The sequence below is a fragment of the Streptomyces sp. NPDC033966 genome (genome assembly GCF_055575955.1).
Genome location: NZ_JBVIRQ010000001.1, coordinates 963928 through 990543, shown reverse-complemented (window position 1 = coordinate 990543; position 26616 = coordinate 963928). Strand labels below are relative to the sequence as shown.

The window sequence follows — 26616 nt, the reverse complement described above, 5'->3', positions numbered from 1 at the left end:
CGCGCCTCCGCGTCCTTCATGTCGGTCCGCCGGACGGCATAGATCCCCCCAGGCCCCCTGCGTTTTCGGTTGGTTCGCCGCCCCGTCAGACCAGTGGCACCGGCTCGGGCGAGCCGGCCTGCCAGGCCGTCAGCGGGGTGAAGCCGCGGTGGCCGCACTCGCCGAAGACCGTCACGGGCCCGCCGCCCGAGAGGGCGGCCAGCTGCCACAGCCCGGACTTCGGGCGGCCCTGTGGCAGCGCCACCGGCAGTGCGGACGTCCCCTGTGCGTCCGCCAGCTGCCAGGCCGCCTCGCCCCCTTCGCCCGGTACCGGGACCACGGGGCCGAGGACCACCGGCCAGGACTCCAGCCACGGGTCCTCCCGCAGCGCGGCCCCGTAGGCCTCCAGGGCCTCGCCGGTGCTCACCCCGGGCGGAGTGCGGGCGGCCGGCACCGCGGCCGCGGTACGGTCCCCCAACTCCGCCCGCAGCCCCGCCGACCCGGGCCGGAAGCGGGCTTCCGCCTCCAGCACCAGCCCGACGGGCAGGGCCAGCCCCGGCGGCCGTCCGGGCGGACCGAAGTCCAGGACCAGCGCCGGGCGTCCGCTCTCCAGGCCGTGCAGCCATATCCGGCGGGTGGTGAGCCGGCCGTCCGGGGACACCGAGTCGTACTGGGCCAGTACGAGCCAGCGGTCCCGGACGGTCTCTCCCCCCGCCGGAGACGGCAGCCCCACCCGGCTCCGGACGGTCGCGGCCAGCGGCTCCGGCAGCCCGGACACCCCCAGCCAGGCCCTGTCCAGCAGGTGCAGCAGCGCGAACTCCTCAAGCATCCGCGCGGGCCAGCCGGGGCCGCAACCGGGTATTGCCCCCAACTCCCTTGCGCGTGCGGCGAGTCCGGGCGCCTGGGCGTCGACCATGCGGGCCGCGATCTCCTCCCAGGGGGCGTAGCCGGCCTGCTGCTGCCCGGCTATCCCGCCGCGCAGCAGGTCCACCAGCCGCTGCTCCAGCTCGGTGACGCCCGCGCCGATCCGCTCGGCCCGCCGCTCCGCGCGCTTGCGTGCCGCCTCCGCGTCCACCGGACCGGCCGCCGGGCGCGCCGCCTTCGCCGCGCGCCCCGCGAGCCATTGCCCCGCCCAGTCCGGCGCCTCGGCCGGCTCGCCGAACCCCTCCGCCGCCCAGAGCAGCAGCAGCCCCAGCGCGTGCTTGCACGGGAACTTCCGGCTCGGGCAGGAGCACGTGTACGCGGGCCCCGTCAGATCGACGACGGTCCGGTACGGCGTACTGCCGCTGCCCTTGCACGACCCCCACAACGCACCGGAAGCGGAACCTCCGGTCTGGGACCACGGACCCGCCCCGCCCAGCCTGCCCCCCGCCTTGCGCGACGCGTCGTCAGGAGCCAGAGCCAGTACCTGTTCCGCCGTCCAGCGGACCCCCTGCTCAGTCATGGGAACCACCGTAGAGACCCCCACTGACAATCGCTCTGACCTGCAACGACGGCCGGAACAAAGGGCGTTGTCAGTGGCATGGTGCACGGTGGTTCCAGCAGTCGGGAGCGGCTGCCGAGCATTGGAGGGGGACCATGACCACGCCCGAGAGCAGTACCGGCACCGAGGCACTGCGACCGCATGCCGAAGACTCCTTCGCGCACGAACTGAAAGCCCTCGCCGCCCAGGACGACCGGCCCCGCCCGGCCCGCTGGAAGCTCTCCCCGTGGGCCGTGGCCACCTACCTCCAGGGCGGCACGCTCGCCGACGGGACCGTCATCACACCCAAGTACGTCGGGCCGCGCCGGATCGTCGAGGTCGCGGTCACCACGCTCGCCACCGACCGCGCCCTCCTCCTGCTCGGCGTCCCCGGAACCGCCAAGACCTGGGTGTCCGAACACCTCGCCGCCGCCGTCAGCGGGGACTCCACCCTCCTCGTCCAGGGCACCGCCGGCACCCCCGAGGAAGCCATCCGCTACGGCTGGAACTACGCCCGCCTCCTCGCCCACGGCCCGAGCCGCGAAGCCCTCGTCCCCAGCCCCGTCATGCGGGCCATGGCCGAAGGCATGACCGCCCGCGTCGAGGAGCTGACCCGCATCCCGGCCGACGTACAGGACACCCTCATCACCGTCCTGTCCGAGAAGACCCTCCCCGTACCGGAGCTCGGCGAGGAGGTGCAGGCCGTGCGCGGCTTCAACCTCATCGCGACCGCCAACGACCGCGACCGCGGGGTCAACGAGCTCTCCAGCGCGCTGCGCCGCCGCTTCAACACCGTGGTCCTCCCGCTGCCCGCCACCGCCGACGCCGAGGTCGACATCGTCGCCCGCCGCGTCGACCAGATGGGCCGCGCCCTGGACCTGCCGGCCGCGCCCGAGGGACTGGAGGAGATCCGCCGGGTCGTCACCGTCTTCCGGGAGCTCCGCGACGGCGTCACCGACGACGGCCGCACCAAGGTCAAGACGCCCAGCGGCACCCTCTCCACCGCCGAGGCCATCTCCGTGGTCACCGGCGGACTGGCCCTGGCCGCGCACTTCGGGGACGGCGTCCTGCGCCCCTCCGACGTGGCCGCCGGGATCCTCGGGGCCGTCGTCCGCGACCCGGCCGCCGACCGCGTCGTCTGGCAGGAGTACCTGGAAGCGGTCGTCCGCGAGCGGGACGGCTGGAAGGACTTCTACCGCGCCTGCCGGGAGGTGACGGCATGAGCCCGGCGGCCGCGCGACCGCTGCTGCTGGGCATCCGCCACCACGGACCCGGCTCGGCCCGCGCGGTGCGGGCCGCGCTGGACCGGGCACAGCCGCGGGCCGTGCTGATCGAGGGCCCGCCCGAGGGGGACGCGCTGCTCGCACTGGCCGCCGAGCCCGGGATGCGCCCGCCCGTCGCCCTGCTCGCGCACGCGGCGGACGACCCCGCCAAGGCCGCCTTCTGGCCGCTGGCCGCCTTCTCCCCGGAGTGGGTCGCCATCCGATGGGCGCAGGCCCGGGACGTGCCGGTCCGCTTCATCGACCTGCCGGCCGCCCATGCGCTGGCCGCGCCGGGTGAGGAGGAACCGGTCGTGGCCCCGACGGACGCGGACGGGCCGGGCAGCGGCGAGCCGGGTGCGCGGGCGCCGGCTCTCCGTGCCGCCGGCCCGCCGCGGGTCGACCCCCTCGCCGTGCTCGCCGAGACCGCCGGGTACGAGGACCCCGAGCACTGGTGGGAGGACGTGGTCGAGCACCGCGGCACGGGGGAGGCGCGGGACCCGCTGGCCGTCTTCGAGGCCCTGGCGGAGGCCATGGGCGCCCTGCGCGAGACCTACGGCGACGGCGGCCACCCCCGCGACCTGGTCCGCGAGGCGCACATGAGGCAGCGGATGCGGGCGGCCCGCAGGGAGTTCGGGGAGGACTACGCCGTGGTGTGCGGGGCCTGGCACGTCCCGGCGCTGCGGGCCAGGTCCACGGTGGCGGCGGACAGGGCACTGCTCACCGGGCTGCCCAAGGTCAAGGTGGAGACCACCTGGGTGCCGTGGAGCCACCGCAGGCTCGCCCGGGCCGGCGGATACGGCGCGGGCGTCACCTCACCCGGCTGGTACGCGCACCTGTTCGCGGCCCGCGACCGGCCCGTCGAGCGGTGGCTGACCAAGGTGGCCGGGCTGCTGCGGGAGGAGGACCGGCAGGTCTCCTCGGCCCATGTGATCGAGGCGGTCAGGCTGGCGGAGACGCTGGCCGCCGTGCGGGGCCGCCCGCTGCCCGGTCTCACGGAGACCCTGGAAGCGGTCCGGGCCGTGATGTGCGACGGCTCCGGGATACCGCTCGCGCTGGTCGAGGACAGGCTCGTCGTCGGGGACGTGCTCGGCGAGGTCCCGGACGCGGCGCCCGTCGTACCGCTCCAGCGGGACCTGACGCGCCGGCAGCGCAGGCTGCGGCTCAAGGCCGAGGCGCAGCGGCGTGACCTGGAGCTGGACCTGCGCAAGGAGTCCGACGCCGCCAAGTCCCTGCTGCTGCACCGGCTGCGGCTGCTCGGGATCGACTGGGGGACCCCGACGGCCTCCCGGAGCGGCACGGGCACCTTCCGGGAGACCTGGCGGCTGTGCTGGGAGCCGGAGCTGTCGGTGCGGGTCGCCGAGGCCGGTATCTGGGGCACCACCGTGCTGGGGGCCGCCACCGCCAGGGCGGAGGCCGACGCGGCGGCCGCCGAGGAGCTGGGGGAGGTCACCGCGCTGGCCGAGCGGTGCCTGCTGGCCGGGCTGTCGGAGGCCCTGCCCGCGGTGCTGCGGGCGCTCGCCGACCGGGCGGCGCTGGACACGGACGTCGCCCGGCTGGCCAAGGCGCTGCCCGCGCTGGCCCGTTCGCTGCGGTACGGGGACGTGCGGGGGACCGACGCGGCGGCGCTCGGCAGGGTCGCGGCCGGGCTGGCCGAGCGGATCTGCGTGGCCCTGCCGCCGGCCTGCGCGGCCGGGCTCGACGCCGACGGGGCGGCGGAGCTGCGCGGCCACGTCGACGGGGTGCACGGCGCGGTCGGCCTGCTGGCCGACACGGACCCGGGGCTTCGGGAGCGCTGGTCGGCCGTGCTGCGGACGCTGGCCGGGCGGGACACCGTACCGGGACGGATACGCGGGCGGGCCGCGCGGCTGCTGCTGGACGACGGCCGGCTCCCGGCCGGTGAGACGGCGCGGCTGATGGGACTCGCCCTGTCTCCGGCGGCCTCCCCGGCCGACGCCGCGGGCTGGATCGAGGGGTTCGCCGGAGGCGCCGGCGGCGGGACGCTGCTGGTCCACGACGAGCGGCTGCTGGGCCTGATCGACGCCTGGCTGGTGTCGGTGCCGGAGGGCGCCTTCATCGACGTGCTGCCGCTGCTGCGGCGCACGTTCGGGGCGTACGAGCCGGGCGTGAAGCGGACCCTGGGCGAGCTGGCCCGGCGCGTCCCGGGCGCCCGCACGGCGTCCACCACCGCCCCGCCCGGCTTCGCCCCGGACCTGGACCCGGCCCGCGCGGAAGCGGTGGCCGGCCTGGCCCGGCTGCTCCTCGGGGTGGCCTGACGCCGCCCCCGCCCCGGCCGGGCGGGCCCCGCGCGGCGGTACACACGGAACGAGAGGGGATCGGGAGATGACGGAGAACGGCACGGACACCGCCGGAGGCGAGCGGCTGCGGCGGTGGCGGCTGGTGCTCGGCGGGGAGAGCGACGGGACGGGCCGCTCCCTCGGCGGGCGGGACGCGGCGATGGACGGGGCGCTCGGAGCGCTCTACGGGGGCGGAGGCGCGGGCGGGCGGGCGCAGGGGGAGCGGTCCGCCGGCCTCGGGGGATCCGCTCCGCGCGTCGCGCGCTGGCTCGGGGACATCCGCACGTACTTCCCGAGCCCGGTGGTCCAGGTCATGCAGCGGGACGCCATCGAGCGGCTCGGTCTGTCCGCGCTCCTGCTGGAGCCGGAGATGCTGGAGGCGGTCGAGCCGGACGTCCACCTCGTCGGCACCCTGCTGTCGCTGAACAAGGCCATGCCCGACACGACCAGGGAGACGGCGCGGGCCGTGGTCCGCAAGGTGGTGGAGCAACTGGAGCGGCGGCTCGCGGCGCGCACCCGGGCCACCCTGACGGGCGCACTGGACCGTTCCGCGCGGATCAGCCGTCCCCGCCACCACGACATCGACTGGGACCGGACCATCCGGGCCAACCTGAAGAACTACCTGCCGGAGCACCGGACCGTCGTCCCCGAGCGGCTGGTCGGCTACGGCCGGGCCTCGCGGGCGGTGAAGAAGGAGGTGGTCCTCTGCGTCGACCAGTCGGGCTCCATGGCCGCCTCGGTCGTCTACGCCTCCGTCTTCGGGGCGGTCCTCGCCTCCATGCGGTCGATCGCCACCCGGCTGGTCGTCTTCGACACGGCGGTGGTCGACCTGACCGATCAGCTCGACGATCCGGTGGACGTCCTCTTCGGCACCCAGCTGGGCGGCGGCACCGACATCAACCGCGCCCTGGCCTACTGCCAGTCCAAGATCACCCGACCGGCCGACACGGTCGTCGTCCTGATCAGCGATCTCTACGAGGGCGGGATCCGTGACGAGATGCTGGGCCGGGTGGCCGCGATGAAGGCGGCCGGGGTGGAATTCGTGACCCTGCTGGCCCTCTCCGACGAGGGCGCCCCCGCCTACGACCACGAGCACGCCGCGGCCCTGGCCGCACTGGGTGGGCCCGCCTTCGCCTGCACCCCCGACCTGTTCCCGGAGGTGATGGCGGCCGCGCTGGAGAAGCGCCCCCTGCCGGTCCCCTGACGGGTACGCCATCGGCGGATCGCACGAAGACGCAGTTCAACCGTGAGGCGATCTGTGACAGGTATCACCGCTCAGGTGTGATCTGCGATTTAGGGACCCACGTCCCACGGGGATAACCTGCGAGACGGACATGCCGCGTCCACGGTCACCGTGTGCGCCTTCCTAGTGACAGCGCCGTCACGTTGCCCTCCGCGGCACGCCCACGCAGATAGCAGACAAACCGCGAATCACTGCGAATCTTTAAGACAAGGGACGGACGCGCGTGGACCTGTTCGAGTACCAGGCGAGGGACCTCTTCGCCAAGCACGGTGTACCGGTGCTGGCCGGTGAAGTCATCGACACGCCTGAGGCGGCTCGCGAGGCCACCGAGAAGCTGGGCGGCAAGTCGGTCGTCAAGGCCCAGGTGAAGGTCGGAGGCCGTGGCAAGGCCGGTGGCGTGAAGCTCGCCGCCACCCCGGACGAGGCCGTCGCCCGCGCGACGGACATCCTCGGCATGGACATCAAGGGCCACACGGTCCACAAGGTGATGATCGCCGAGACCGCGCCGGAGATCCTGGAGGAGTACTACGTCTCCTACCTCCTCGACCGCACCAACCGCACCTTCCTGGCCATGGCCTCGGTCGCGGGCGGCATGGACATCGAGCAGGTCGCCGAGGAGACCCCGGAGAAGCTCGCCAAGGTCCCGGTGAACGCCAACGAGGGCGTGACCATCGAGAAGGCCCGCGAGATCGTCGCCCTGGCGAAGTTCCCGGCCGAGGTCGCCGAGCAGGTCGCCGAGGTCCTCGTGACCCTGTGGAAGACCTTCATCGCCGAGGACGCGCTCCTCGTCGAGGTCAACCCGCTCGCGAAGGTCGCCTCCGGTGACGTCATCGCGCTCGACGGCAAGGTCTCGCTCGACGAGAACGCCGAGTTCCGCCAGCCGTCCCACGAGGAGTTCGTGGACCACGCCGCCGCGAACCCGCTCGAGGCCGCCGCCAAGGAGAAGGGCCTCAACTACGTCAAGCTCGACGGCGAGGTCGGCATCATCGGCAACGGCGCGGGTCTCGTCATGAGCACCCTGGACGTCGTCGCGTACGCCGGTGAGAACCACGGTGGCGTCAAGCCCGCCAACTTCCTCGACATCGGCGGTGGCGCCTCCGCCGCCGTCATGGCCAACGGCCTCGAGATCATCCTCGGCGACGCGGACGTCAAGTCCGTGTTCGTCAACGTCTTCGGTGGCATCACCGCGTGTGACGAGGTCGCCAACGGCATCGTCCAGGCGCTGCAGCTGCTCGAGGACCGGGGCGAGGCGGTCACCAAGCCGCTGGTCGTCCGCCTCGACGGCAACAACGCCGAGCTGGGTCGCAAGATCCTCTCGGACGCCAACCACCCGCTGGTGCAGCGCGTGGACACCATGGACGGCGCGGCCGACAAGGCCGCCGAGCTCGCGGCTGCGAAGTAAGGGCAGAGGTCACAGACTCACATGGCTATCTTCCTCAACAAGGACAGCAAGGTCATCGTCCAGGGCATGACCGGTGCCACGGGCATGAAGCACACCAAGCTGATGCTGGCTGACGGCACCAACATCGTCGGCGGCGTGAACCCGCGCAAGGCCGGCACGACCGTCGACTTCGACGGCACCGAGGTCCCGGTCTTCGGGTCCGTCGCCGAGGCGATGGAGAAGACGGGCGCCAACGTCTCCGTCCTCTTCGTCCCGCCGGCCTTCGCCAAGGCCGCCGTCGTCGAGGCCATCGACGCCGAGATCCCGCTGGCCGTCGTCATCACCGAGGGCATCGCGGTGCACGACTCCGCCGCCTTCTGGGCGTACGCGACCGCCAAGGGCAACAAGACCCGCATCATCGGCCCGAACTGCCCGGGTCTGATCACCCCCGGCCAGTCCAACGCCGGCATCATCCCGGGCGACATCACCAAGCCCGGCAAGATCGGTCTCGTGTCCAAGTCCGGCACGCTGACCTACCAGATGATGTACGAGCTGCGCGACATCGGCTTCACCTCCGCCGTCGGCATCGGTGGCGACCCGGTCATCGGCACCACGCACATCGACGCCCTGGAGGCCTTCGAGGCCGACCCGGACACCGAGCTCATCGTCATGATCGGCGAGATCGGCGGCGACGCCGAGGAGCGTGCGGCGGACTTCATCGCGAAGAACGTCACCAAGCCGGTCGTCGGCTACGTCGCGGGCTTCACCGCCCCCGAGGGCAAGACCATGGGCCACGCCGGCGCCATCGTCTCCGGCTCCTCCGGCACCGCCCAGGCCAAGAAGGAGGCCCTTGAGGCCGCCGGCGTCAAGGTCGGCAAGACGCCGACCGAGACGGCCAAGCTGGCGCGCGAGATCCTCGAAGGCGCCAAGTAGGCGCCGGCAGGACGGACGTACGGGCGTGGCCCGCACCCTTCGGGGTGCGGGCCACGCCCATTTCTCATTCGAGCCGCGTCGTCCGAGCCCGCCTCATTCGAGCCGCGGGTGGAGCCGGTGGGGGCCGGCGGCCGGGTCGGCGCGGAGCTTGTCCTGGAGGTACCGGCTCGTCTCGGTGAGCCTCGGGGGTCCGCTCAGCGGCGGCACCCCGGAGACGCTCGCGCCCGGGGCGACCGGCGGCTCGTAGTGGTCCGGCGCGGTGACGGTGGTGTACCCCGTCGCGGCGGCGATCACCGCGGTCAGGACGAGCGCGGCCCGCGCCAGCCGCCGGGCCCGGTGCTCGCTGACGGCGCGGACGGTGGCCGCGGGGCGCGGCTCCAGGGTCACGGCGGGCCGCACCGCGCCGAGCCGCTCGCGCAGCATGGCCGACCGCCGCTCGGGCGTCACGCCCGCCAGCAGGGGGATCCGGCGGGTGAGTTCGGCATGCGCGCGCAGCAGCCGGTGCCCGGTGGCCGGGGTGCTGGCCTCGGTCTCGGCGGCGGTGTCGGGCAGGTCGAGGCCGACGCCGTCGTAGAGCAGCACAGTCCGGCGGTGCACGGGCGGCAGTGCGAGGAGGGCGTCCAGCAGGATCCGGTCGGCGGGGTCGGCCGGTGGCTTGTCGGGGTGGCGGTGGGCCCGGCGGAACCGGTGCCAGGGGGAGAGGGCGTACTCGTACGCGGCCGAGCGCACCCAGCCGACGGGGTCCCGGTCGATGGCCACCTCGGGCCAGCGCCCCCAGGCCTGGCGGAACGCCACCTCGACGGAGCGCAGGGCGAGGGCGCGGCGGCCGGTGAGCAGGTAGGCCTGGCGGACGAGCGCGGCCGCGGCGTGGTCGTAGAGGGCGTCGAAGGCCTCGACGGCGTCCCGCGGGGGTCTCGGGCGGGGCCCGTACGGCGGCCCGGGCGGGGCGGCGTGCGTCTCGGCCGCGGGCGTCTCGGGGGCGGGCTCCCCCCGCGCGGGGTCCGGCTCGGCCGGCTCGGCGGGGCTGATCGGCTGAAACGGTTCTTCGGGGGCGGGGACGGGGGTGGGGGCGGGGGTGGGGGCCGGTCCGTCGGCCCCTTCGCCGGAGGCGGGAGCGGCAGGGTGCGGCCGGGCCCGGGCCGGTGCGGCGGGGTCGACGGGCGTGCCGGGGTCGAAGGATGCGCCAGGGGCGGCCGTCGGGGTGGTCGAAGCCGCGGGGGCCGCGCCGGCGGCCGGGGCGGCGGTCCCGCCGGGGGGCACGGTCGTGCCCGGCGCGCTGGGACCGACGGGCACGCCGGGGGCCGGGGCCGGGGCCGCCGCCGCGGCCGGGCCGGGGGTGGCGGCCGGGCCGGGGGAGGGCGGGAGGGGGGTCGGCCCGCCCGGGGCCGGGGCCGGGGCCGGGGCCGGGTGGGGGCGGTGGGCCGGCGGCCTCGGGGCGCGCTCGGCGGCGGTCCGGGGCCGGTGGGCGGGCGGGCCCGCCGCCACGGGCCGTACCGGGGCGGCCCCGGTGGCCGCGAGCCGGTCCAGGAGTGCCGCGTACGCCTCGCGCGTGCGCCCGCGGGGGTCGGTGCGGCCGCACTCCCAGGAGCGGACGGTGGTCGCGGTGACGCCGACCTCCGCCGCGACCTCCTCGTACGTCAGCCCGCCCGACTCGCGCAGCCACCGGCGCTCCTTGGGGGACGGGAGGCCCAGCTCCGAGCCGGAGGACGCTTCGACGTCTTGTGTCATGCCACTCTCCCCGCGACACGGCTGCTCTGGGCAATAAAGTACATAAACGTATCTTGAACGACACCACGGACAATCGGTCGTTACCCGGACATAGCGCGTGTCGAGGGCACCATGGCCACGTGACCCAAGTGACCGAACGCGGGACGCCGTTGCAGGAGGCCCCGCGGGCCGCCGCCGCGCGGCGCCGTTCACCGGCGGCCGCCGCCTGCGTGCTGGGCGGCGCCGTGGCCGCCGGACTGGGGCTCGGCTTCCTCGCCGTGCTCGTGATCGTGCTGTGGATCAGCTCCCCCTACCCCGACAGCGGCCCCGGCGGCGCGCTGCACCTTGCCGCCGGGCTGTGGCTGATGGCCCACGGCACCGAACTCGTCCGCTACGAGACCCTCTCCGGGGTGCCCGCCCCCGTCGGCCTGGTCCCGCTGCTGCTCGTGGCGCTGCCCGTGCTGCTCATGCGGCGCGCGGCCCGGCTGGGCAGCGCCTCGGGGGACGCTGCCGGGGCGGAGGGGGACGAGGTGCTGCCGGCCGGCGCCGTGTTCTCCGCCGTGACCTGCGGCTACCTGACGGTCGGTGCGCTCGCCACCGTGTACGCGGCCGGCGGGCCGATGCCGGCGGACCCGCTCAGCGCGGCCTGGCACGTGCCGCTGGTGGCCGTGCTCGCCGCCGCCGGAGGGGTGTGGGCGGCCAAGGGCAAGCCGTCGGGGCCCCTGCCGGAGTGGGTTCCGGGGAGCGTACGCCGCGCCGTGTCCCGTCCCCGGTACGCGCTGGCGCTGCGCTCCGGAGCGGCCGGGGTGCTCGTCCTGCTGGGCGGCGGGGCGCTGCTCGTCGGCGTCTCGCTGGCCTGGCACGGGGCGGAGGTGCAGAACTCCTTCCTGTCGCTGACCGGGGTGTGGTCGGGACGGTTCGCGGTGCTGCTCCTCGCCCTGGCGCTGATCCCGAACGCCATGGTGTGGGGCGCGGCGTACGGGCTCGGCCCCGGGTTCGCGCTCGGCGCCGGGGCGGTGGCGACCCCGCTCGGGCTGGAGGGGTCGGCGGCGCTGCCGAGGTTCCCGCTGCTGGCGGCGCTGCCGGCGCCGGGGCCGGGGACCCCGCTGACGTGGGCGGCGCTGGGCTTGCCGGTGGCGGCGGGGCTGACGGTGGGGTGGTTCGCGGTGCGGCGGGCGCGGGAGGTCTCGTACGGGGAGACCGCGCTGACGGCGGCGCTGGGCGCGGTGGTGTGCGGGCTCGGGATGGCGGGCCTCGCGGCGGCCTCGACCGGGCCGCTGGGGTCACGGGTGCTGGCGGGCGTCGGGCCGGTGTGGTGGGCGGTGGGTGCCGCGGCGGCGGGGTGGACGCTGGTGCTGGCCGTGCCGTTGGCGGTGGGGGTGCAGGTGTGGCGGACCCGGCCGGTGCGCTCCGCAGGGGGTGGGGCGGAGGGGGACGCGTGGCACGACTCGGGGGTGCGGGAGCTTCGGTGGGAGGCGTTGCGGAGGGCGGCCGAACCGTTGGTTGCTCCCGCGGTGGAGGTTCCGGTGGCTCCGCCGGTGGCTCCGCCGGTTGCCGCGGAGCCGTTGCTGCCCGTGCCGGTGGTGGGGGCGCGGGTGCTCGCGCGGCGGCGGCCGGGGTCCTGACGGGGGCCGCTGCGCGGGGCGAGTTCCCCTACCCGCCCTTCGCCCGTTCCTCCCCCAGCTACCGCTGGGAGGTACCCCCAGGGGCTGCGCCCCGGACCCCCTGGGGGCTGCGCCCCCAGGCCCCCAGCGCCTCAAACGCCGGCGGGGCTGAGGGTTCCGCAGTGGTCGGTCAGCGTTGGACCTTGAGGATCTTGCCCACCATGTTGTCCGGGAGGAGGGTGTTGCACTTCAGTTCCGCCGTGCGGGTCAGGGCGTCGTCGCGGCAGACGTAGAAGTCCTTGTACGTCAGTTGCAGCGCGTACGAGCTGGCCGCCAGCAGCAGGGCCAGTGAGGCCGTGACCAGGCCGCTCACCGCCGCCGCGCGCTGGGGGCGGGCCGCCGGGCCCAGGGCGGACAGGCCGCCGGGTTCCGCGTCGGTCGCCGGGCGGCCGCGCAGGGCGCTGATGCCCCAGTACATGGCCAGTGAGCCCAGCAGCAGACCGACCGACGGGATGCCGAAGATGCCGAAGAAGAAGCCCCACATGCCCGCGAGGAGCGCGTAGCGGGCCCGCCGCTGGACCGGGTCCATGGGGTCCCACCGGGCCGGGCCGCCCTCGCCGGGTCCGGTGGGGCCGCCGCCCGGGCCGCCGCCCGGACCGCCGCCGTCCTGCGGCCGCTGCGGCTGCCGGGGCTGCCACGGCTGGTCGGGCCGGCCCTCCGGCGGTGCCGCGAAGGGGTTGTCGTCGGTCGAGGGGTCGGGCTGGCGGCGGTCCGGCATCGAGTGTGTGACTTCCCCTGTGTCGTGGGCGGTGCGCGCCCCGCGTACGAGGGCGCGTCCCGCGTCGTTCGCGGCTTGTACGCCAGACGCTACCGCCCGCCCGTCCCCCCGTCCCTCGGGGGCGGTCCCGTGTGCCGGTATCGTTGCAGGCGGTCGGTGGCTTCGTATGGTTCCCCGTATATCGGTACCCCGAAGTTTCGTATGACCGCACAAGACGAATGTCGCAAATCCTGTGAGAAAGGGCCTCCCATGGCCGCCTCCCGCCTGGTCGTGCTGGTTTCCGGCTCCGGCACCAACCTCCAGGCCCTGCTCGACGCCATCGAGGCCCACCCCGGCGGAGCCGAGGGATTCGGGGCCGAGGTCGTCGCCGTCGGTGCCGACCGCGACAACATCGCCGGTCTGGAGCGGGCCGAGAAGGCGGGGATCCCCACCTTCGTGTGTCCGGTGAAGGCCTACGGCAGCCGTGAGGAGTGGGACGTCGCGCTCACCGAGGCGACCGACGCCCACGCGCCGGACCTCGTCATCTCCGCAGGCTTCATGAAGATCGTCGGGAAGAGCTTCATCGACCGCTTCGGCGGCCGGTTCGTCAACACCCACCCCGCCCTCCTCCCGGCCTTCCCCGGCGCGCACGGGGTGCGCGACGCCCTCGCGTACGGGGCGAAGGTCACCGGCTGCACGGTCCACTTCGTGGACAGCGGCGTGGACACCGGTCCGATCATCGCCCAGGGTGTCGTGGAGATCCGGGACGGGGAGGACGAAGCCGCGCTCCATGAGCGCATCAAGGAAGTCGAGCGCCAGCTGCTCGTCGACGTCGTGGGGCGCCTGGCCCGGCACGGCTACCGCATTGAGGGACGAAAGGTAACAATCCAGTGACCGCCAACGAAACGACGACGGCTACGACCCAGCGGCCGATCCGCCGCGCGCTCGTGAGTGTCTACGACAAGACGGGACTGGAAGAGCTGGCCCGCGGCCTGCACGAGGCGGGCGTCGCGCTCGTCTCCACGGGCTCCACCGCGTCGAAGATCGCCGCCGCCGGGGTGCCCGTCACCAAGGTCGAGGAGCTCACCGGCTTCCCCGAGTGCCTCGACGGCCGCGTCAAGACCCTCCACCCCCGCGTGCACGCCGGCATCCTCGCCGACCTGCGCCTCGACGACCACCGCAACCAGCTCGCCGAGCTGGGCGTGGAGCCCTTCGACCTGGTGATCGTCAACCTCTACCCGTTCCGGGAGACCGTCGCCTCCGGCGCCACCCCCGACGAGTGCGTCGAGCAGATCGACATCGGCGGCCCCTCGATGGTCCGCGCCGCCGCCAAGAACCACCCCTCGGTCGCGGTCGTCACCAGCCCCGCCCGCTACGCCGACGTCCTCGCGGCCGCCCAGGGCGGCGGCTTCGACCTGACCGCCCGCAAGCGGCTCGCGGCCGAGGCCTTCCAGCACACCGCCGCCTACGACGTGGCCGTCGCGTCCTGGTTCGCCGACGACTACGCCGCCGCGGACGAATCCGGCTTCCCCGACTTCCTGGGTGCCACCTACGCGCGGAACAACGTGCTGCGCTACGGCGAGAACCCGCACCAGGGCGCCGCGCTCTACGTCGACGGCACCGGTGGCCTGGCCGAGGCGGAGCAGCTGCACGGCAAGGAGATGTCGTACAACAACTACACGGACACCGACGCCGCGCGCCGGGCCGCGTACGACCACGCCGACCCCTGCGTCGCGATCATCAAGCACGCCAACCCGTGCGGCATCGCGACCGGCGCCGATGTCGCCGAGGCGCACCGCAAGGCGCACGCCTGCGACCCGCTCTCCGCCTTCGGCGGCGTCATCGCCGTCAACCGCCCGGTGACGGTGGAGCTGGCCGAGCAGGTCTCCGAGATCTTCACCGAGGTCATCGTGGCCCCGGCGTACGAGGACGGCGCCGTCGAGGTGCTGGCCCGCAAGAAGAACATCCGCGTGCTGCGCGCCGAGGGCGCCCCGGCCAACCCGGTCGAGGTCAAGCCGATCGACGGTGGTGCGCTGCTCCAGGTCACCGACCGCCTCCAGGCCGAGGGCGACGACCCGGCGAACTGGACGCTGGCCACCGGCGAGGCGCTGTCCGCCGAGGAGCTGGCCGAGCTGTCCTTCGCGTGGAAGGCCTGCCGCGCCGTCAAGTCCAACGCGATCCTGCTCGCCAAGGACGGCGCCTCGGTCGGCGTCGGCATGGGCCAGGTCAACCGCGTCGACTCGGCGAAGCTCGCCGTCGAGCGGGCGGGCGCCGAGCGCGCGCAGGGCTCGTACGCGGCCTCGGACGCCTTCTTCCCCTTCCCCGACGGGCTGGAGATCCTGACCGCCGCCGGTGTCAAGGCCGTGGTCCAGCCGGGCGGTTCGGTCCGCGACGAGCAGGTGATCGAGGCGGCGAAGAAGGCCGGCGTGACGATGTACTTCACCGGTACGCGACACTTCTTCCACTGAGCGACCCGGTAGAGCAGCAACGGCGAAGGCCGCGTCCCGCACTGCGGGACGCGGCCTTCGCCGTGAGCGGGTGTTGCCTACTTCTTGACGACGATGGTGCCCGCGGCACGGTCGTGCCAGCCCTGGAGCTTGCCCGAGTTGTCGAAGAAGGGGGAGAGGTAGACCAGGAGCTGGCCGATGCCGCAGAGGACGGAGCCGACCATCGGGATGATCCAGCGGATGAAGCCGCCGCCGATGCCGGGGACCTGACCCGTGTTCTCCTTGACGACCTTCAGGCCGAGGGCCATCTTGCCGACGGTGGCGCCGACGAACGCGATCATCAGCCATTCGTAGAGCAGGGTGGCGAGGCCGAGGATGAGCAGACCGCCGAAGAAGGCCGCGAAGATGCCGCCCGCGGCCTCGCCGGCCTGGGCCGACGCCTCGTTGAGGCAGGTCGAGTATTCGGGGGAGAGCGGGTCCATGCCCGAGCAGTCCTTGATGTCGCTGGCCGCGCCGAAGGCGCCCGCGAACACGACGGAGCTCAGGATGAAGTACAGGACACCGATGATCAGGCCGTCGATCACGCGGGCGCCGAAGCGGCGGCCCATCGTGGCGACCTGGACGGTGCCGAGGCCCGCCACGTTGATGTAGCCGTTGTTGGCCTGGAGGGTACCCGGCGCCTGGGGCGGGACGCCGTAGGGCTGCTGGCCCTGCTGCGGGTAGCCGTAGCCGGGCTGGCCCTGCGGCGGGACGCCCTGCGGGGCCTGCTGCGGGTAGCCGTAGCCGGGCTGGCCCTGCGGCGGCTGCTGAGGCTGCTGCCCGTACGGGTTGTTCGGGTCGCCGAAGCTCATCTGGGTCTTTCCTCCGTGAAGTGCGGGGACGCACGGCACACCTGGAGGACTCTTGCTTCTGCGGTACGCCCCCCGGCACTGCCCGCGGCACTCTTTCCGATCGTCTTGCTGCCCGTCATCGTGGTGGGCCCGCACCGGCCTTGTCCAGTTGGTTGCCGGAGCGGGCCAGACTTGTTGTGCAAGTGCAATCAAGAGCGCGATCCGGCCGACGTCCGAGTGGAAGCCGGGCCGCCCCATCCGGGAGGATGCCCCCATGACCGCCCAGATTCTCGATGGCAAGGCCACCGCGGCCGTGATCAAATCCGAACTGAAGGCCCGCGTGGAGCAGCTGAAGGCCCGGGGCGTCACCCCCGGCCTCGGCACCCTGCTGGTCGGCGACGACCCGGGCAGCCGCTGGTACGTCAACGGCAAGCACAAGGACTGCGCCGAGGTCGGCATCGCCTCCATCCAGCGCGAACTGCCCGCGACGGCCTCCCAGGAGGACATCGAGGCGGTCGTGCGCGAGCTGAACGACAATCCGGCCTGCACGGGCTACATCGTCCAACTCCCGCTCCCCAAGGGGATCGACACCAACCGCGTCCTGGAGCTGATGGATCCGGCCAAGGACGCCGACGGCCTGCACCCGATGTCGCTGGGCCGGCTGGTCCTGAACGAGCAGGGCCCGCTGCCCTGCACCCCGTACGGGATCGTCGAGCTGCTGCGCCACCACGGGGTCGAGCTCAACGGCGCGCACGTCGTCGTGCTCGGACGGGGCATCACCGTCGGCCGCTCCATCGGACTGCTGCTCACCCGCAAGTCGGAGAACGCCACCGTGACGCTGTGCCACACCGGTACGCGCGACCTCGCCGGGCTGCTGCGTCAGGCGGACGTCGTCGTCGCGGCGGCGGGCGTCCCGCACCTGGTGAAGCCGGAGGACGTGAAGCCGGGCGCGGCGGTGCTCGACGTCGGTGTCAGCCGCGACGAGAACGGCAAGATCGTCGGGGACGTCCACCCGGGCGTCGCCGAGGTGGCGGGCTGGCTCTCCCCGAACCCGGGCGGGGTCGGCCCGATGACGCGGGCGCAGCTGCTGGTGAACGTCGTCGAGGCGGCGGAGCGGACCACCAGTGCGGGCTGAGCACGACGTGAGCGGTACGGGCGGGGCGCCCGGCGGGGCGCCCCGCCCGCAGGACGGCGCGCGGGCGGCGGCCGGACCGGGACCCGGTGAGGCGCCGGAGCCCGAGCGGGCTCCCGGCCCGGGCAAGGCCTCCGGTCCGGGCAAGGCCTCCGGTCCGGGCGAGGCGTCCGGTCCGGGCCAGGCGTCCGGGCCCGGCAAGGCGTCCGGGCCCGGGCAGGCGGCGGAGCGGCCCGCGCCGTCGGCCGCGCGGTCCCGGCGCTTCCCCACCGTCACCCAGGACACGGCCCGCCCCGAGGGCGGCGGCCGTGCCATCCCGGGGTCGGTGTCCACACCGGCCCGGCAGTGGCCGATGCTCAGCGTCCTCGCCGCCACCGCGGTGGGGCTGCTGACCACGGCGGTGGGGTACGCGCGGGTCGGCTGCCTGGTGATCGGCGTCGCGCTGATCGCGGCGGCGGTGATGCGGCGCGTCCTGCCCTCGGTGGGCATGCTCGCGGTGCGCTCCCGCTTCACGGACCTGATCACGTACGGGGTGCTGGGCGTGGCCATCACGCTGCTCGCGCTGGTCATGGAACCCGGGCCGTGGCTGCACCTCCCGTTCCTGGAGAGCGCGGTCCGCTTCACCGTCCGCTGACGACGCTCCCGGGTCAGCGCCCGGCGGTCACCTCCACCAGGGCGCCCAGGGCCGCGGCGACCGCCGGGCGGGTCTCCGTACCGGCCCGGACCAGCGCCTGGAGGATCCGCCCCCGGCCCGGCAGCTCCACCACCGCCGTGCCGGGCGGCGGCGCGTCGCACAACAGCTTCGGCAGGACGGACGCGGCCCGCCCGGCGGCGACCAGCCACAGCCCGGCCCGCAGGTCGGAGCACTCGTGCGCGATGCGCGGGGTGAACCCGGCGTTGCGGCAGGTGTGCACGAGCATCTCCCGGCAGCTGCTCGGGGCGGGCGCCGAGACCCAGTCGGCCCCGCGCAGCGCCGCCGGCCCCTCCCGCTCGTAGGCCGGCAGCAGCGCCTCGGGCAGCGCCAGGCACAACGGGTCGTCGAACAGCGGGACGGCGGTGGTGCCGCCCGCGGGCGCGGGGCCGAGCAGCGGGTACGCGTACGTCACCGCGAGGTCCAGGCGCCGCCGGCGCAGCTGCGGCACGGCCTCCTCGGGGTCGGCCTGGACCACGCGCGGCCGCAGCCCGGGATGGCGCCGCGCCAGCAGGGCGACGAGCGGCGCGGCCACCGTCGCCAGCGCGCTCGGGGCGCAGCCGACGTACAGCTCGCCGGCCGGGCCGGAGTCGAGGGCCCGTACCGCCCCCTCGGCCCGTTCCAGCGCGGCCAGCACCGGTTCGCAGGCGGCCGCCAGGGCCGCGCCGGCCGGGGTGAGCCGCAGCCCGCGCCCCTCCCGCTCGACGAGGACGGCCCCGGCCTCGGCCTCCAGGGCGCGCAGCTGCTGGGAGACCGCGGAGGGGGTCACCCGGTGCAGCTCGGCGACCACGGTCACCTTCCCGTGCTCGGCGAGGTCCCGCAGGATGACCATCCGCTTCACATCAAGCATGAGTTCAGCTTAACGACGGGTGTAGCTGAAGTAGCTGGACTTCACGATGGGCGGGGCAGATGCTCGTCGTATGAACGCTCCCCTGAAGGTGCTCCTGGTCGGAGCCAACGGAACCCTCGGCAGCGCGGTCCGCACGGCCCTGCGCGAACGCGGCCACGAGGTGGTCACCGCCTCCCGCAAGGACGCGGACGTGTACGTCGACATCACCGACCCCGAGTCCGTCCGGGAGATGTACGACGCGGTCGGCCCCGTCGACGCGGTGGCGAGCGCCGCCGGCAGCGTCCCGTGGCGCCCGCTGTCCGAGCTGAGCACCGCCGATGTCCGCGAGGGCCTGGAGGGCAAGGCCGTCAGCCAGGTCGAGCTGGTCCGCCAAGGCGCCCCCCGGCTCCCCGCGCACGCCTCCTTCACCCTGGTCACCGGCATCCTCGCGCGCGAACCGCTGCTCACCGGCTCGGTCGCCTCCCTCGCCAACGGCGCCGTCGAGGCCTTCGTACGGGCCGCCGCCATCGAGCTCCCCGGCCGCCAGCGGATCAACGCCGTCAGCCCGACCGTTTTCACCGAGTCCCTCGACGCGTACGGGGACGCCTTCGCCGGCTTCGACCCGGTACCGGTCGCCCGCGCCGCGAACGCCTACGTCAAGTCCGTCGAAGGGCACCGGACCGGGGAGGTCTTCCGGGTGGAGTAGTGGCCGCACGCCCGTCCGGACCTTCGAAACCTCCGAACCCGGCCGCCCGTGTGCCGTGGACCACAGGGTCCGGGGGATTGGTGGCCCCGCGGGTCGGATAGCCTGACCGCGGATGTCTCTTCACGTCAAGATTCACAGGACAGGGAAGCGGCGTCCTCCCCAGCAATTGGGGTCCAGCACATGGGGCGGGGACGCCCCACCGCCAGCTGTCTAACGGAGAAGGCCATGACCCGCACTCCCGTGAATGTCACTGTCACCGGCGCCGCCGGCCAGATCGGCTACGCGCTGCTCTTCCGCATCGCGTCCGGCCACCTGCTCGGCGCGGACGTGCCGGTCAAGCTCCGCCTCCTGGAGATCCCCCAGGGCATGAAGGCCGCCGAGGGCACCGCCATGGAGCTCGACGACTGCGCCTTCCCGCTGCTCAAGGGCATCGACATCTTCGACGACGCGAACCAGGGCTTCGCCGGCGCCAACGTCGCGCTGCTCGTGGGCGCCCGCCCGCGCACCAAGGGCATGGAGCGCGGCGACCTGCTCGCCGCCAACGGCGGCATCTTCAAGCCGCAGGGCGCCGCGATCAACGCGCACGCCGCGGACGACATCAAGGTCCTCGTCGTGGGCAACCCGGCCAACACCAACGCGCTCATCGCGCAGGCCGCCGCCCCGGACGTACCGGCCGAGCGCTTCACCGCGATGACCCGCCTGGACCACAACCGCGCGATCACGCAGCTGGCCCAGAAGACCGGTTCGGACGTCACCGACATCAAGCGCCTCACCATCTGGGGCAACCACTCGGCGACCCAGTACCCGGACATCTTCCACGCGGAGATCGCCGGCAAGAACGCCGCCGAGCTCGTCAACGACCAGGCGTGGCTCGCCGACACCTTCATCCCGACCGTCGCCAAGCGCGGCGCCGCGATCATCGACGCCCGTGGCGCCTCCTCGGCCGCCTCGGCCGCCAACGCCGCCATCGACCACGTCCACACCTGGGTCAACGGCACCGCCGCGGGCGACTGGACCTCGATGGGCATCCCGTCGGACGGCTCCTACGGCGTCCCGGAGGGCATCATCTCCTCCTTCCCCGTCACCACCAAGGACGGCAAGTACGAGATCGTCCAGGGCCTGGACATCAACGAGTTCTCCCGTGCGCGCATCGACGCGTCCGTGGCGGAGCTCGTCGAGGAGCGCGACGCGGTGCGCGAGCTCGGCCTGATCTGATCCACCCGTCCTGACCAGGCGCTTCACCCGAAGGCCTGACCGGTACGAATCCCGAAGCGCCCCGGCCAAACACGGCCGGGGCGCTTTGGCGTGAAAGCACCTGTCCAACCCTGTAGGCGGAAAATAAGGTCGGCCGGTGACCGACCACCTGATTCCCCCTCAGTCCGGCGGCGGTGACGCCGGAGCGGACCCGTACGGCGGCCGTGCGCCGGTACACCCCTCCGTCAGCGAGGCCGGCCGCCTCCTGTGCGCGGGAACGTACCTGGACGCGGCGTACCGCGATCGGGTGATCGACGAACTGTTCGTCCACGAGGAGCGGATCGCCGCCCCCTCCTACGGCTTCGACGCCACCCGGGTCCTCGCCCACGCGCTGCGCGCCCGCCGCATCGAGCTCGCCTGGGCCGCCGGGGTCATCGGCGCCTGGTTCGCCGGGTCCCTGCTGACCGGCTGGCAGCTCACCCTGCTGCTCATCCCCTTCCTCCAGCTGAGCCTCGCCAACTGGCTGCGCGCCCGCCGCAACCGCCTGGTGCGCTTCCTGGGCCTGGTGCTGCGCATCTACACCTGGGTGTGGCTGGTCTTCGTCGTCCTGACGATCTGGTCCGCCACGACCGGCAGTTTCACGGCGCTCGGCACGCTCCTCGACGTCTTCTCCTTCTTCTCCCGCGACGCCGCCTACGCCGCCGCCGGCATGGCGCGTCCCGGAACGACCGGCTCCCTGAGCGCGGGGCTGACGCCCCTCGTCTTCGCGGCCCTCGTCGCCGTCGTCGGGCTCCAGCGCGGCCACGCCGCCCGCATCGTCCTCAGGGAACTCTCCCCGTCCCGGTACGCCGACCGGGCGAACGACCCCGCCGAGGCTTCGCAGAGCCCCCGCTTCGCCCGGGTCCGCGCCCGGATCCGCGGCGAACAGCACGCCCCGCTGGTCATGTACAACATCAACGCCCCGTTCACCGGCGCGGGGGAGGCGTTCCGGCCCTGGCAGCTGTCCGTGGAACTGCGCCCCCGCGAGGACCTCGCCCCCGGCCGGAAGCCGCAGCCCGTCACCAACGCGCACATCGTGGGCCGCATCACCCCGCTGCTGCACGCCCTGCGCGAGCCCTCCCCGCACGGCTCGCGGGAGGCCCAGGAGGCCGTACTGGACCGGCTGCGCGAGCTGTCCGTCGACGAATGCGTGTTCCTGCCGGCCGTCGGCCTCCCGCACCGGGACGCGGCCCCGCTGTCCCCCGCGCAGTTCGCCGAGCACCGCCTTGGAGCCATGGAGGAGGGCGGGGAGCGGCGCCGGCACTTCCTGCGCATCCGGGTCGGCGGCTGGGACGAGAACCTCGTCGTCACCGTCTTCGTACGGGTCCACACCCAGGGCGGCATGCTGATGCTGGAAGTCGCCCCGCACGTACTGCTCCCCGTACGGGCCGGTTTCCAGAACGCCGACGCGGCCGCCCAGCGGCTGCTGAACAACAACTGGTTCGGCAAGGCCGTCGACGCGCTCGCCGCGACCCCCGGCTCGTTCGCCGCCTCCGTCGCCACCCTGGGCCGCGGATACCTCAGCTGGAGCCGGATCGCCACCGGCGGCCACGGCGGCGCCCGCCCCGAGGGGCCCGAGATGTCGGTGCGGGAACTCGCCGCGATGGACGACGGCTCCCTCTTCCACCTCATGGACCTCGACCGGTACCTGAAAACGATTCAGGACCGGGTGGTCGGCGGGGTTACCGTCGCCCTGCACGAAGCCGGCTGGCACACCGAGGAGTTCGCGCGGCGCGCGGTCACCGTCGCCGAGGGCGGGGTCTACATCCAGTCGATGAACCACAGCGCGGCCAGCTTCGGCGGCAGCAACAACACCAACACCATCGGTACGAGCGGCAAGGGGAGCAGCGGTGGGAATTGACGACGACGCGCGTGGGATCCGGATCGGCGACGTCCACGGCAGCGCCTTCAGCTTCGGCGGCAGCGACAACACCAACACCGTCCACCACCACGACGGCGGTACGCAGGACCGGGTGCCCGGCGCCGAGGAGCTGCTGGAGGCCGTACGCGACCTGCGTGCCGCCCTCGTGCGGCTGCCCCGCAGCCCCGAGCGCTCGGAGCTCGACGCCGAACTCGACGAGGCGGCCGGGGCGCTGGAAGGGGCCGAGGAGATCCGGCCCGGCCTGCCCGCGCGGCTGCGCGGGGCACTGGAGCGGTGGGCCCCGCTGGTGGAGACGCTGAGCGCGGCCACCGCGCTCGGCGGGCTGCTCGCCTCGCTGGGAGGCTGACCGGTGTCCTCGTCCGACGGCGCCCGCTGGGACCCGCAGTCGCAGCGGTGGGAGTGGGGGCCGGCTCCGGCGCGGGGGGCGGGGCCTCCGGCCACGCCGCCTCCGGCGCCTCCGGTCTCCCCGCAGCCGCCGACCGCGCCGACCGTGCCGTCCCTGCTGCCCACGACGCCCCCGCAGACCGCCCCCGGGTACCACGAACCGTGGCCCCCGATGCCGTCCGCGCCCGTGCCCCCGCCGCCCCCGCCGGGCGGCCCGGGCGGCGGGCAGCAGTGGCGCACCCCGGTGCTGGTGGGCCTGGCGGCGGCGGTCGTGGGCGGTGCCGCGGTGGCGGCGTGGATGCTGCTGGGCGCCGGGGACGGCGCGGGAAAGGCCGCGCGGCCGCCGGCGTCCCCGTCGGGGCAGCAGACGGCCCCGGAGCCCGGCCCCTCCTCGCCCGCGTCCACGAGCCCGTCGCCGACGGCGCCGAGCCCGTCGCCGAGCACCGGCGCCGGCCACACCGTGGTGCACAACGAGAACGGCTTCTCCGTCGCCGTCCCCAACGGCTGGGAGCCCAGCACCGACGAGACGGGCAGCGGCTACTTCTACCGCCGGCCCGGGGACCGCAGCGCCCTGCTCCAGATCTTCCGGGTCACGGAGAGCAGCGCCATGGGCTCGTGCACCCTGCTCCAGATCTCCTCGGACCAGCTGAAGGCGAACCCCGGCTACCGGCAGATCTCCATCGAGCCGACCGCCGGGACCGGCTGCGAGCTGGTCTACGAGTACGACAGCTCGGAGTCGAACGGCCGCCGCCGGGGCATGGAGCGGATCGTCACCACCCCGGACGGCCGGCGGTGGGCGCTGCTGGCGGCCGGACCGGCCGCCGACAGCACGGCGACGCGCACGCACCTGACGGCGGCCCTGGAGTCCTTCCGCCCCGACTGATCAGGCCTTCTTCACCGCCGGGGTGTAGTGCCCCGGGGTCTTGCGGGTGGTGACGCCGATCCGGTTCCAGACGTTGATCGTCGCGATGACGGCGATCAGCTGGGCCAGCTCGGCCTCCTCGAAGTGCTTCGCGGCCCTCGCGTACACCTCGTCGGGCACGAAGCCGTCCGTCAGCACGGTGACGGCCTCGGTCAGCTCGATCGCGGCCAGCTCCTTCTCGGTGTAGAAGTGCCGCGACTCCTCCCAGGCGCCGAGCAGCAGGACGCGCTCGACGCTCTCGCCGGCGGCGAGCGCGTCCTTGCTGTGCATGTCCATGCAGAAGGCGCAGTGGTTGATCTGGGAGGCGCGGAGCTTGACGAGTTCGACGAGGCTCGGGTCCAGGCCCTTCTTGGCCGCGATCTCCAGTCCGATGACGGCCTTGTAGACCTCGGGGGCGAGCTTGGCGAACTGCATGCGGGGAGCGTGCTCGGCGGCGAGTTCGGCGGTGTCGGCGGTGTCGGTGCGGGTTCCGTTCTGGTTGCTCATGTCCCAACCGTAGGGGCGGGGCGGCCCGCCGGTATGGTCCATGTTCATGACTGGATCGTGGGCCACTTTCGGAGCCGACCTGCACCTCGACCTCGCCGCGGCGGCGGGGGTCCGGGGCCTGCGGGCGGCGCTGACGGAGGCGCTGCGGGAGGCCGCGCGCAGCGGGCGGCTCGCGCCCGGGACCCGGCTGCCGTCCTCGCGTTCCTTCGCCGCCGACCTGGGGATCGCCCGCAACACCGTCGCGGAGGCGTACGCGGAACTCGTCGCCGAGGGCTGGCTGACGGCCCGCCGGGGTTCGGGCACCCGGGTCGCGGAGCGGGCCAGGGTGCGCAGGGCCGCCGGCGGCCGGCAGGCCGTACGCCGCCCCGCACCGCGGGGGCCCGCGTACAGCCTGGTCCCCGGCTCCCCGGACCTGGGCGGCTTCCCGCGCGGGGCGTGGCTGGCGGCGGCCCGGCGGGCCCTGACCGACGCCCCGAACGAGGCCTTCGGGTACGCCGCCGACGCGCGCGGCCGGCCGGAGCTGCGGGAGGCCCTCGCCGGGTACCTGGCGAGGGCCCGCGGGGTGTACGCGGACCCGGACCGGATCGTGCTGTGCGCCGGCTTCGCGAACGCGCTCCAGCTCCTCGGCCGGGTGCTGCGGGGGCGCCGGGTGCGGGAGGTGGCGGTGGAGGGGTACAGCCTCGACGTGCACCGGGACCTGCTGACCGGCGCCGGGCTGGCGACCCGCCCGCTGTGGGTGGACGAGGCCGGGGCCCGCACCCCGGACCTGGCCGGGTTCGGCCCCCGCACGGGCGCGGTGCTGCTGACCCCGGCGCACCAGTTCCCGACCGGCGCGGCCCTCACCCCCGCGCGGCGGGCGGCGGCCGTGGACTGGGCGCGGAGCACGGGCGGGGTGATCCTGGAGGACGACTACGACGGGGAGTTCCGCTACGACCGCCAGCCCGTCGGCGCGCTCCAGGGACTGGACCCGGACCGGGTGGTGTACCTGGGCACCGCCAGCAAGTCCCTGGCCCCGGCGCTGCGGATGGGCTGGATGGTGGTCCCGCCGGACCTCCTGGAGGAGGTGCTGGCGGCGAAGGGCGTGGTCGACTGGACGTCGAGCGCGCTGGACCAGCTGACCCTGGCGGAGTTCATCACCTCCGGGGCGTACGACCGCCACGTGCGCGGCATGCGCCTGCGGTACCGGCGCCGCCGGGACGAGCTGGTGGCCGCGGTGGAGGGGCGGGTCCCGGTGTCCGGCATCGCGGCCGGGCTGCACGCGGTGCTGGACCTCCCGCCGGGCACGGAGCGGTCCATCGTCCAGGCCGCGGCCTGGCAGGACCTCGCGCTGGAGGGCCTCGCGCGGTTCCGCCACCCGGACTCGGGGATGCCGGCGCGCGAGGCCCTGATCGTCGGCTACGGCACCCCGTCCACGAGCGCCTGGACCCCGACGCTGTCCGCGCTGACCGCCGCGCTCCCCTCCTGACGCGCCGCCGCCTTCTTCACGCGCCGCTCGCGCGGCTCGGCGCCGGGGCGCCTCCCCGGCTTCGCGCCGCTGCGATGGCCTCCGGCCATCGGACCCGGGGCGGGTCCGGTTCGGGCGGCCGGCGCCGGTCCGGGGCGGGGCCGGTTCGGGCGGCCGGCGCCGGTGGTCGTGTGCGGGTGGTGCGCACCGGGCTTCCTGGAGACTGGCGACCGCCCTCCCCCTCAGCCCGCTGCGGGGCCGTCCGGCACGGCTGAAAGCGGTCTCAAAGCCACGACCTGGAAGCCGGCGGGGCTGAGGTGGCCGCTGTACCGCTTCCAGCGAATCCCGACCTCCGTACCCCCGTATTTCTCGTCGAGCGGACGCATGCCGGATTCATGCCAGCCGTCGTGTCGGTACCTGCGTCCGCAGGTGGCGGAGTCATTCACCCACCCCTCATACCGGGGCTCTTCCATCGGATAACGGCGAATGGCCGCTACGTGGTGAGGCCGCAATTTCACCCATGCTCCACACTGTGCGGGGCGCTCCGTGTTGACGCTGTTGAGCACGACTGGCACCGATGGACTCCGACTCTCGCTAACACGACTTCAAGCATTTGCTTGAGAACTCTCGGACTGACTCCGAGCTGTGCGGCTATCTGTAGGTAGGTCTCGCCGTCCCGCAGGCGCTTCCTCAGCTTGTCTTCATGGGCGGCGATGTAGTTGCGCTGTTCCCGCGCCTCTCCGGCGCTCATCCTGGGCACTGGCCGTGCTCACCCTGGCCCGGAAGGGTGCCGCTCAGACTGCCGACTGCGGACAGGAGAGAAGGGAACACAACCAAAATCGCGTCACTCGTCCGCTGGTATGGGTCGTCGTACTCGTCGGCGTCCAGACGCTTTTTCGCCTGCATGGTCATCCACCCGATGCGAAGCAATTCAAGGAATTCCGGGGTGGACTCGAATTCCTCTTCTGCGCCTACGCTCGCTCCCTCTTCGCCCATGCGTCGCTCACC

23 protein-coding genes are annotated in these 26616 nt (G+C 74.1%); 16 read left to right on the top strand and 7 right to left on the bottom strand.

Annotated features, from left to right (window positions below):
- Positions 1-85: 85 nt before the first annotated feature.
- Entirely contained in the window at positions 86-1423 is a 1338-nt protein-coding gene (locus ACZ518_RS04635) for an SWIM zinc finger family protein (RefSeq protein WP_469111548.1), read from the bottom strand.
- Positions 1424-1557: 134 nt separating this feature from the next.
- Here ACZ518_RS04635 and ACZ518_RS04630 point away from each other — a divergent pair, with 134 nt between their 5' ends.
- From ACZ518_RS04630 to sucD, 5 genes are all read left to right on the top strand, one after another.
- Positions 1558-2664 (top strand): ATP-binding protein, encoded by a 1107-nt coding sequence (locus ACZ518_RS04630; protein ID WP_469111547.1) that lies wholly within the window; start codon positions 1558-1560, stop codon positions 2662-2664.
- Complete coding sequence (locus ACZ518_RS04625) at positions 2661-4976, top strand: DUF5682 family protein (RefSeq protein WP_469111546.1); 2316 nt, start codon at positions 2661-2663, stop codon at positions 4974-4976. The genes ACZ518_RS04630 and ACZ518_RS04625 overlap by 4 nt, the downstream gene beginning before the upstream one ends.
- A 67-nt stretch (positions 4977-5043) precedes the next feature.
- Positions 5044-6201: a VWA domain-containing protein gene (locus tag ACZ518_RS04620; protein ID WP_469111545.1), complete on the top strand. Its 1158-nt coding sequence runs from the start codon at positions 5044-5046 to the stop codon at positions 6199-6201.
- Between the two features lie 262 nt (positions 6202-6463).
- Entirely contained in the window at positions 6464-7642 is a 1179-nt protein-coding gene (gene sucC / locus ACZ518_RS04615; RefSeq protein ID WP_362467158.1) for an ADP-forming succinate--CoA ligase subunit beta, read from the top strand.
- Between the two features lie 21 nt (positions 7643-7663).
- A complete protein-coding gene (sucD, locus tag ACZ518_RS04610) occupies positions 7664-8554 on the top strand; it encodes a succinate--CoA ligase subunit alpha (protein ID WP_469111544.1) in 891 nt (296 codons plus the stop codon).
- 93 nt (positions 8555-8647) lie between these two features.
- Here sucD and ACZ518_RS04605 read toward each other — a convergent pair whose 3' ends face one another.
- Positions 8648-10282 (bottom strand): helix-turn-helix domain-containing protein, encoded by a 1635-nt coding sequence (locus ACZ518_RS04605; protein ID WP_469111543.1) that lies wholly within the window; start codon positions 10280-10282, stop codon positions 8648-8650.
- Positions 10283-10401: 119 nt separating this feature from the next.
- Here ACZ518_RS04605 and ACZ518_RS04600 point away from each other — a divergent pair, with 119 nt between their 5' ends.
- A complete protein-coding gene (locus ACZ518_RS04600) occupies positions 10402-11886 on the top strand; it encodes a cell division protein PerM (protein WP_469111542.1) in 1485 nt (494 codons plus the stop codon).
- Between the two features lie 169 nt (positions 11887-12055).
- Here the strand turns inward: ACZ518_RS04600 and ACZ518_RS04595 are convergent, their stop codons facing one another.
- On the bottom strand, positions 12056-12643 hold the full coding sequence (locus ACZ518_RS04595; protein ID WP_469111541.1) for a hypothetical protein: 588 nt from the start codon (positions 12641-12643) through the stop codon (positions 12056-12058).
- A gap of 249 nt (positions 12644-12892) precedes the next feature.
- On the opposite strand from ACZ518_RS04595, the gene purN reads away from it, so the two are divergent.
- Positions 12893-13516: a phosphoribosylglycinamide formyltransferase gene (gene purN / locus ACZ518_RS04590; protein ID WP_469111540.1), complete on the top strand. Its 624-nt coding sequence runs from the start codon at positions 12893-12895 to the stop codon at positions 13514-13516.
- Positions 13513-15090: a bifunctional phosphoribosylaminoimidazolecarboxamide formyltransferase/IMP cyclohydrolase gene (gene purH / locus ACZ518_RS04585; RefSeq protein ID WP_469111539.1), complete on the top strand. Its 1578-nt coding sequence runs from the start codon at positions 13513-13515 to the stop codon at positions 15088-15090. Before purN ends, purH begins: the two co-directional genes overlap by 4 nt.
- A 77-nt stretch (positions 15091-15167) precedes the next feature.
- On the opposite strand, the gene ACZ518_RS04580 is transcribed toward purH, so the two are convergent.
- The gene (locus ACZ518_RS04580; RefSeq protein ID WP_469111538.1) at positions 15168-15920 is read right to left on the bottom strand and encodes an RDD family protein; all 753 of its coding nucleotides are present in this window, start codon (positions 15918-15920) and stop codon (positions 15168-15170) included.
- Positions 15921-16173: 253 nt separating this feature from the next.
- On the opposite strand from ACZ518_RS04580, the gene ACZ518_RS04575 reads away from it, so the two are divergent.
- A complete protein-coding gene (locus tag ACZ518_RS04575) occupies positions 16174-17034 on the top strand; it encodes a bifunctional methylenetetrahydrofolate dehydrogenase/methenyltetrahydrofolate cyclohydrolase (protein ID WP_469111537.1) in 861 nt (286 codons plus the stop codon).
- A gap of 7 nt (positions 17035-17041) precedes the next feature.
- Positions 17042-17665 (top strand): DUF3017 domain-containing protein, encoded by a 624-nt coding sequence (locus ACZ518_RS04570; protein WP_469111536.1) that lies wholly within the window; start codon positions 17042-17044, stop codon positions 17663-17665.
- Between the two features lie 13 nt (positions 17666-17678).
- On the opposite strand, the gene ACZ518_RS04565 is transcribed toward ACZ518_RS04570, so the two are convergent.
- Positions 17679-18572, bottom strand: a complete 894-nt coding sequence (locus tag ACZ518_RS04565; RefSeq protein WP_469111535.1) for a LysR family transcriptional regulator — start codon at positions 18570-18572, stop codon at positions 17679-17681.
- A gap of 70 nt (positions 18573-18642) precedes the next feature.
- On the opposite strand from ACZ518_RS04565, the gene ACZ518_RS04560 reads away from it, so the two are divergent.
- The 5 genes from ACZ518_RS04560 to ACZ518_RS04540 all read left to right on the top strand — a co-directional run bounded on the left by ACZ518_RS04560 (position 18643) and on the right by ACZ518_RS04540 (position 23639).
- Complete coding sequence (locus tag ACZ518_RS04560) at positions 18643-19257, top strand: short chain dehydrogenase (RefSeq protein WP_469111534.1); 615 nt, start codon at positions 18643-18645, stop codon at positions 19255-19257.
- A gap of 225 nt (positions 19258-19482) precedes the next feature.
- Positions 19483-20472 (top strand): malate dehydrogenase, encoded by a 990-nt coding sequence (locus ACZ518_RS04555; RefSeq protein ID WP_469111533.1) that lies wholly within the window; start codon positions 19483-19485, stop codon positions 20470-20472.
- 136 nt (positions 20473-20608) lie between these two features.
- Positions 20609-22351 carry a hypothetical protein gene (locus ACZ518_RS04550; RefSeq protein WP_469111532.1) on the top strand — a complete coding sequence of 581 codons (1743 nt, stop codon included), beginning with the start codon at positions 20609-20611 and terminating at the stop codon, positions 22349-22351.
- Positions 22341-22718: a hypothetical protein gene (locus ACZ518_RS04545; protein ID WP_469111531.1), complete on the top strand. Its 378-nt coding sequence runs from the start codon at positions 22341-22343 to the stop codon at positions 22716-22718. The genes ACZ518_RS04550 and ACZ518_RS04545 overlap by 11 nt, the downstream gene beginning before the upstream one ends.
- A 3-nt stretch (positions 22719-22721) precedes the next feature.
- A complete protein-coding gene (locus ACZ518_RS04540; protein ID WP_469111530.1) occupies positions 22722-23639 on the top strand; it encodes a hypothetical protein in 918 nt (305 codons plus the stop codon).
- Here the strand turns inward: ACZ518_RS04540 and ACZ518_RS04535 are convergent, their stop codons facing one another.
- Complete coding sequence (locus ACZ518_RS04535; RefSeq protein WP_469111529.1) at positions 23640-24164, bottom strand: carboxymuconolactone decarboxylase family protein; 525 nt, start codon at positions 24162-24164, stop codon at positions 23640-23642.
- A gap of 46 nt (positions 24165-24210) precedes the next feature.
- Here ACZ518_RS04535 and pdxR point away from each other — a divergent pair, with 46 nt between their 5' ends.
- A complete protein-coding gene (gene pdxR, locus ACZ518_RS04530) occupies positions 24211-25629 on the top strand; it encodes a MocR-like pyridoxine biosynthesis transcription factor PdxR (RefSeq protein WP_469111528.1) in 1419 nt (472 codons plus the stop codon).
- Between the two features lie 726 nt (positions 25630-26355).
- Here the strand turns inward: pdxR and ACZ518_RS04525 are convergent.
- Positions 26356-26604 (bottom strand): hypothetical protein, encoded by a 249-nt coding sequence (locus ACZ518_RS04525; protein ID WP_469111527.1) that lies wholly within the window; start codon positions 26602-26604, stop codon positions 26356-26358.
- Positions 26605-26616: the final 12 nt, after the last annotated feature.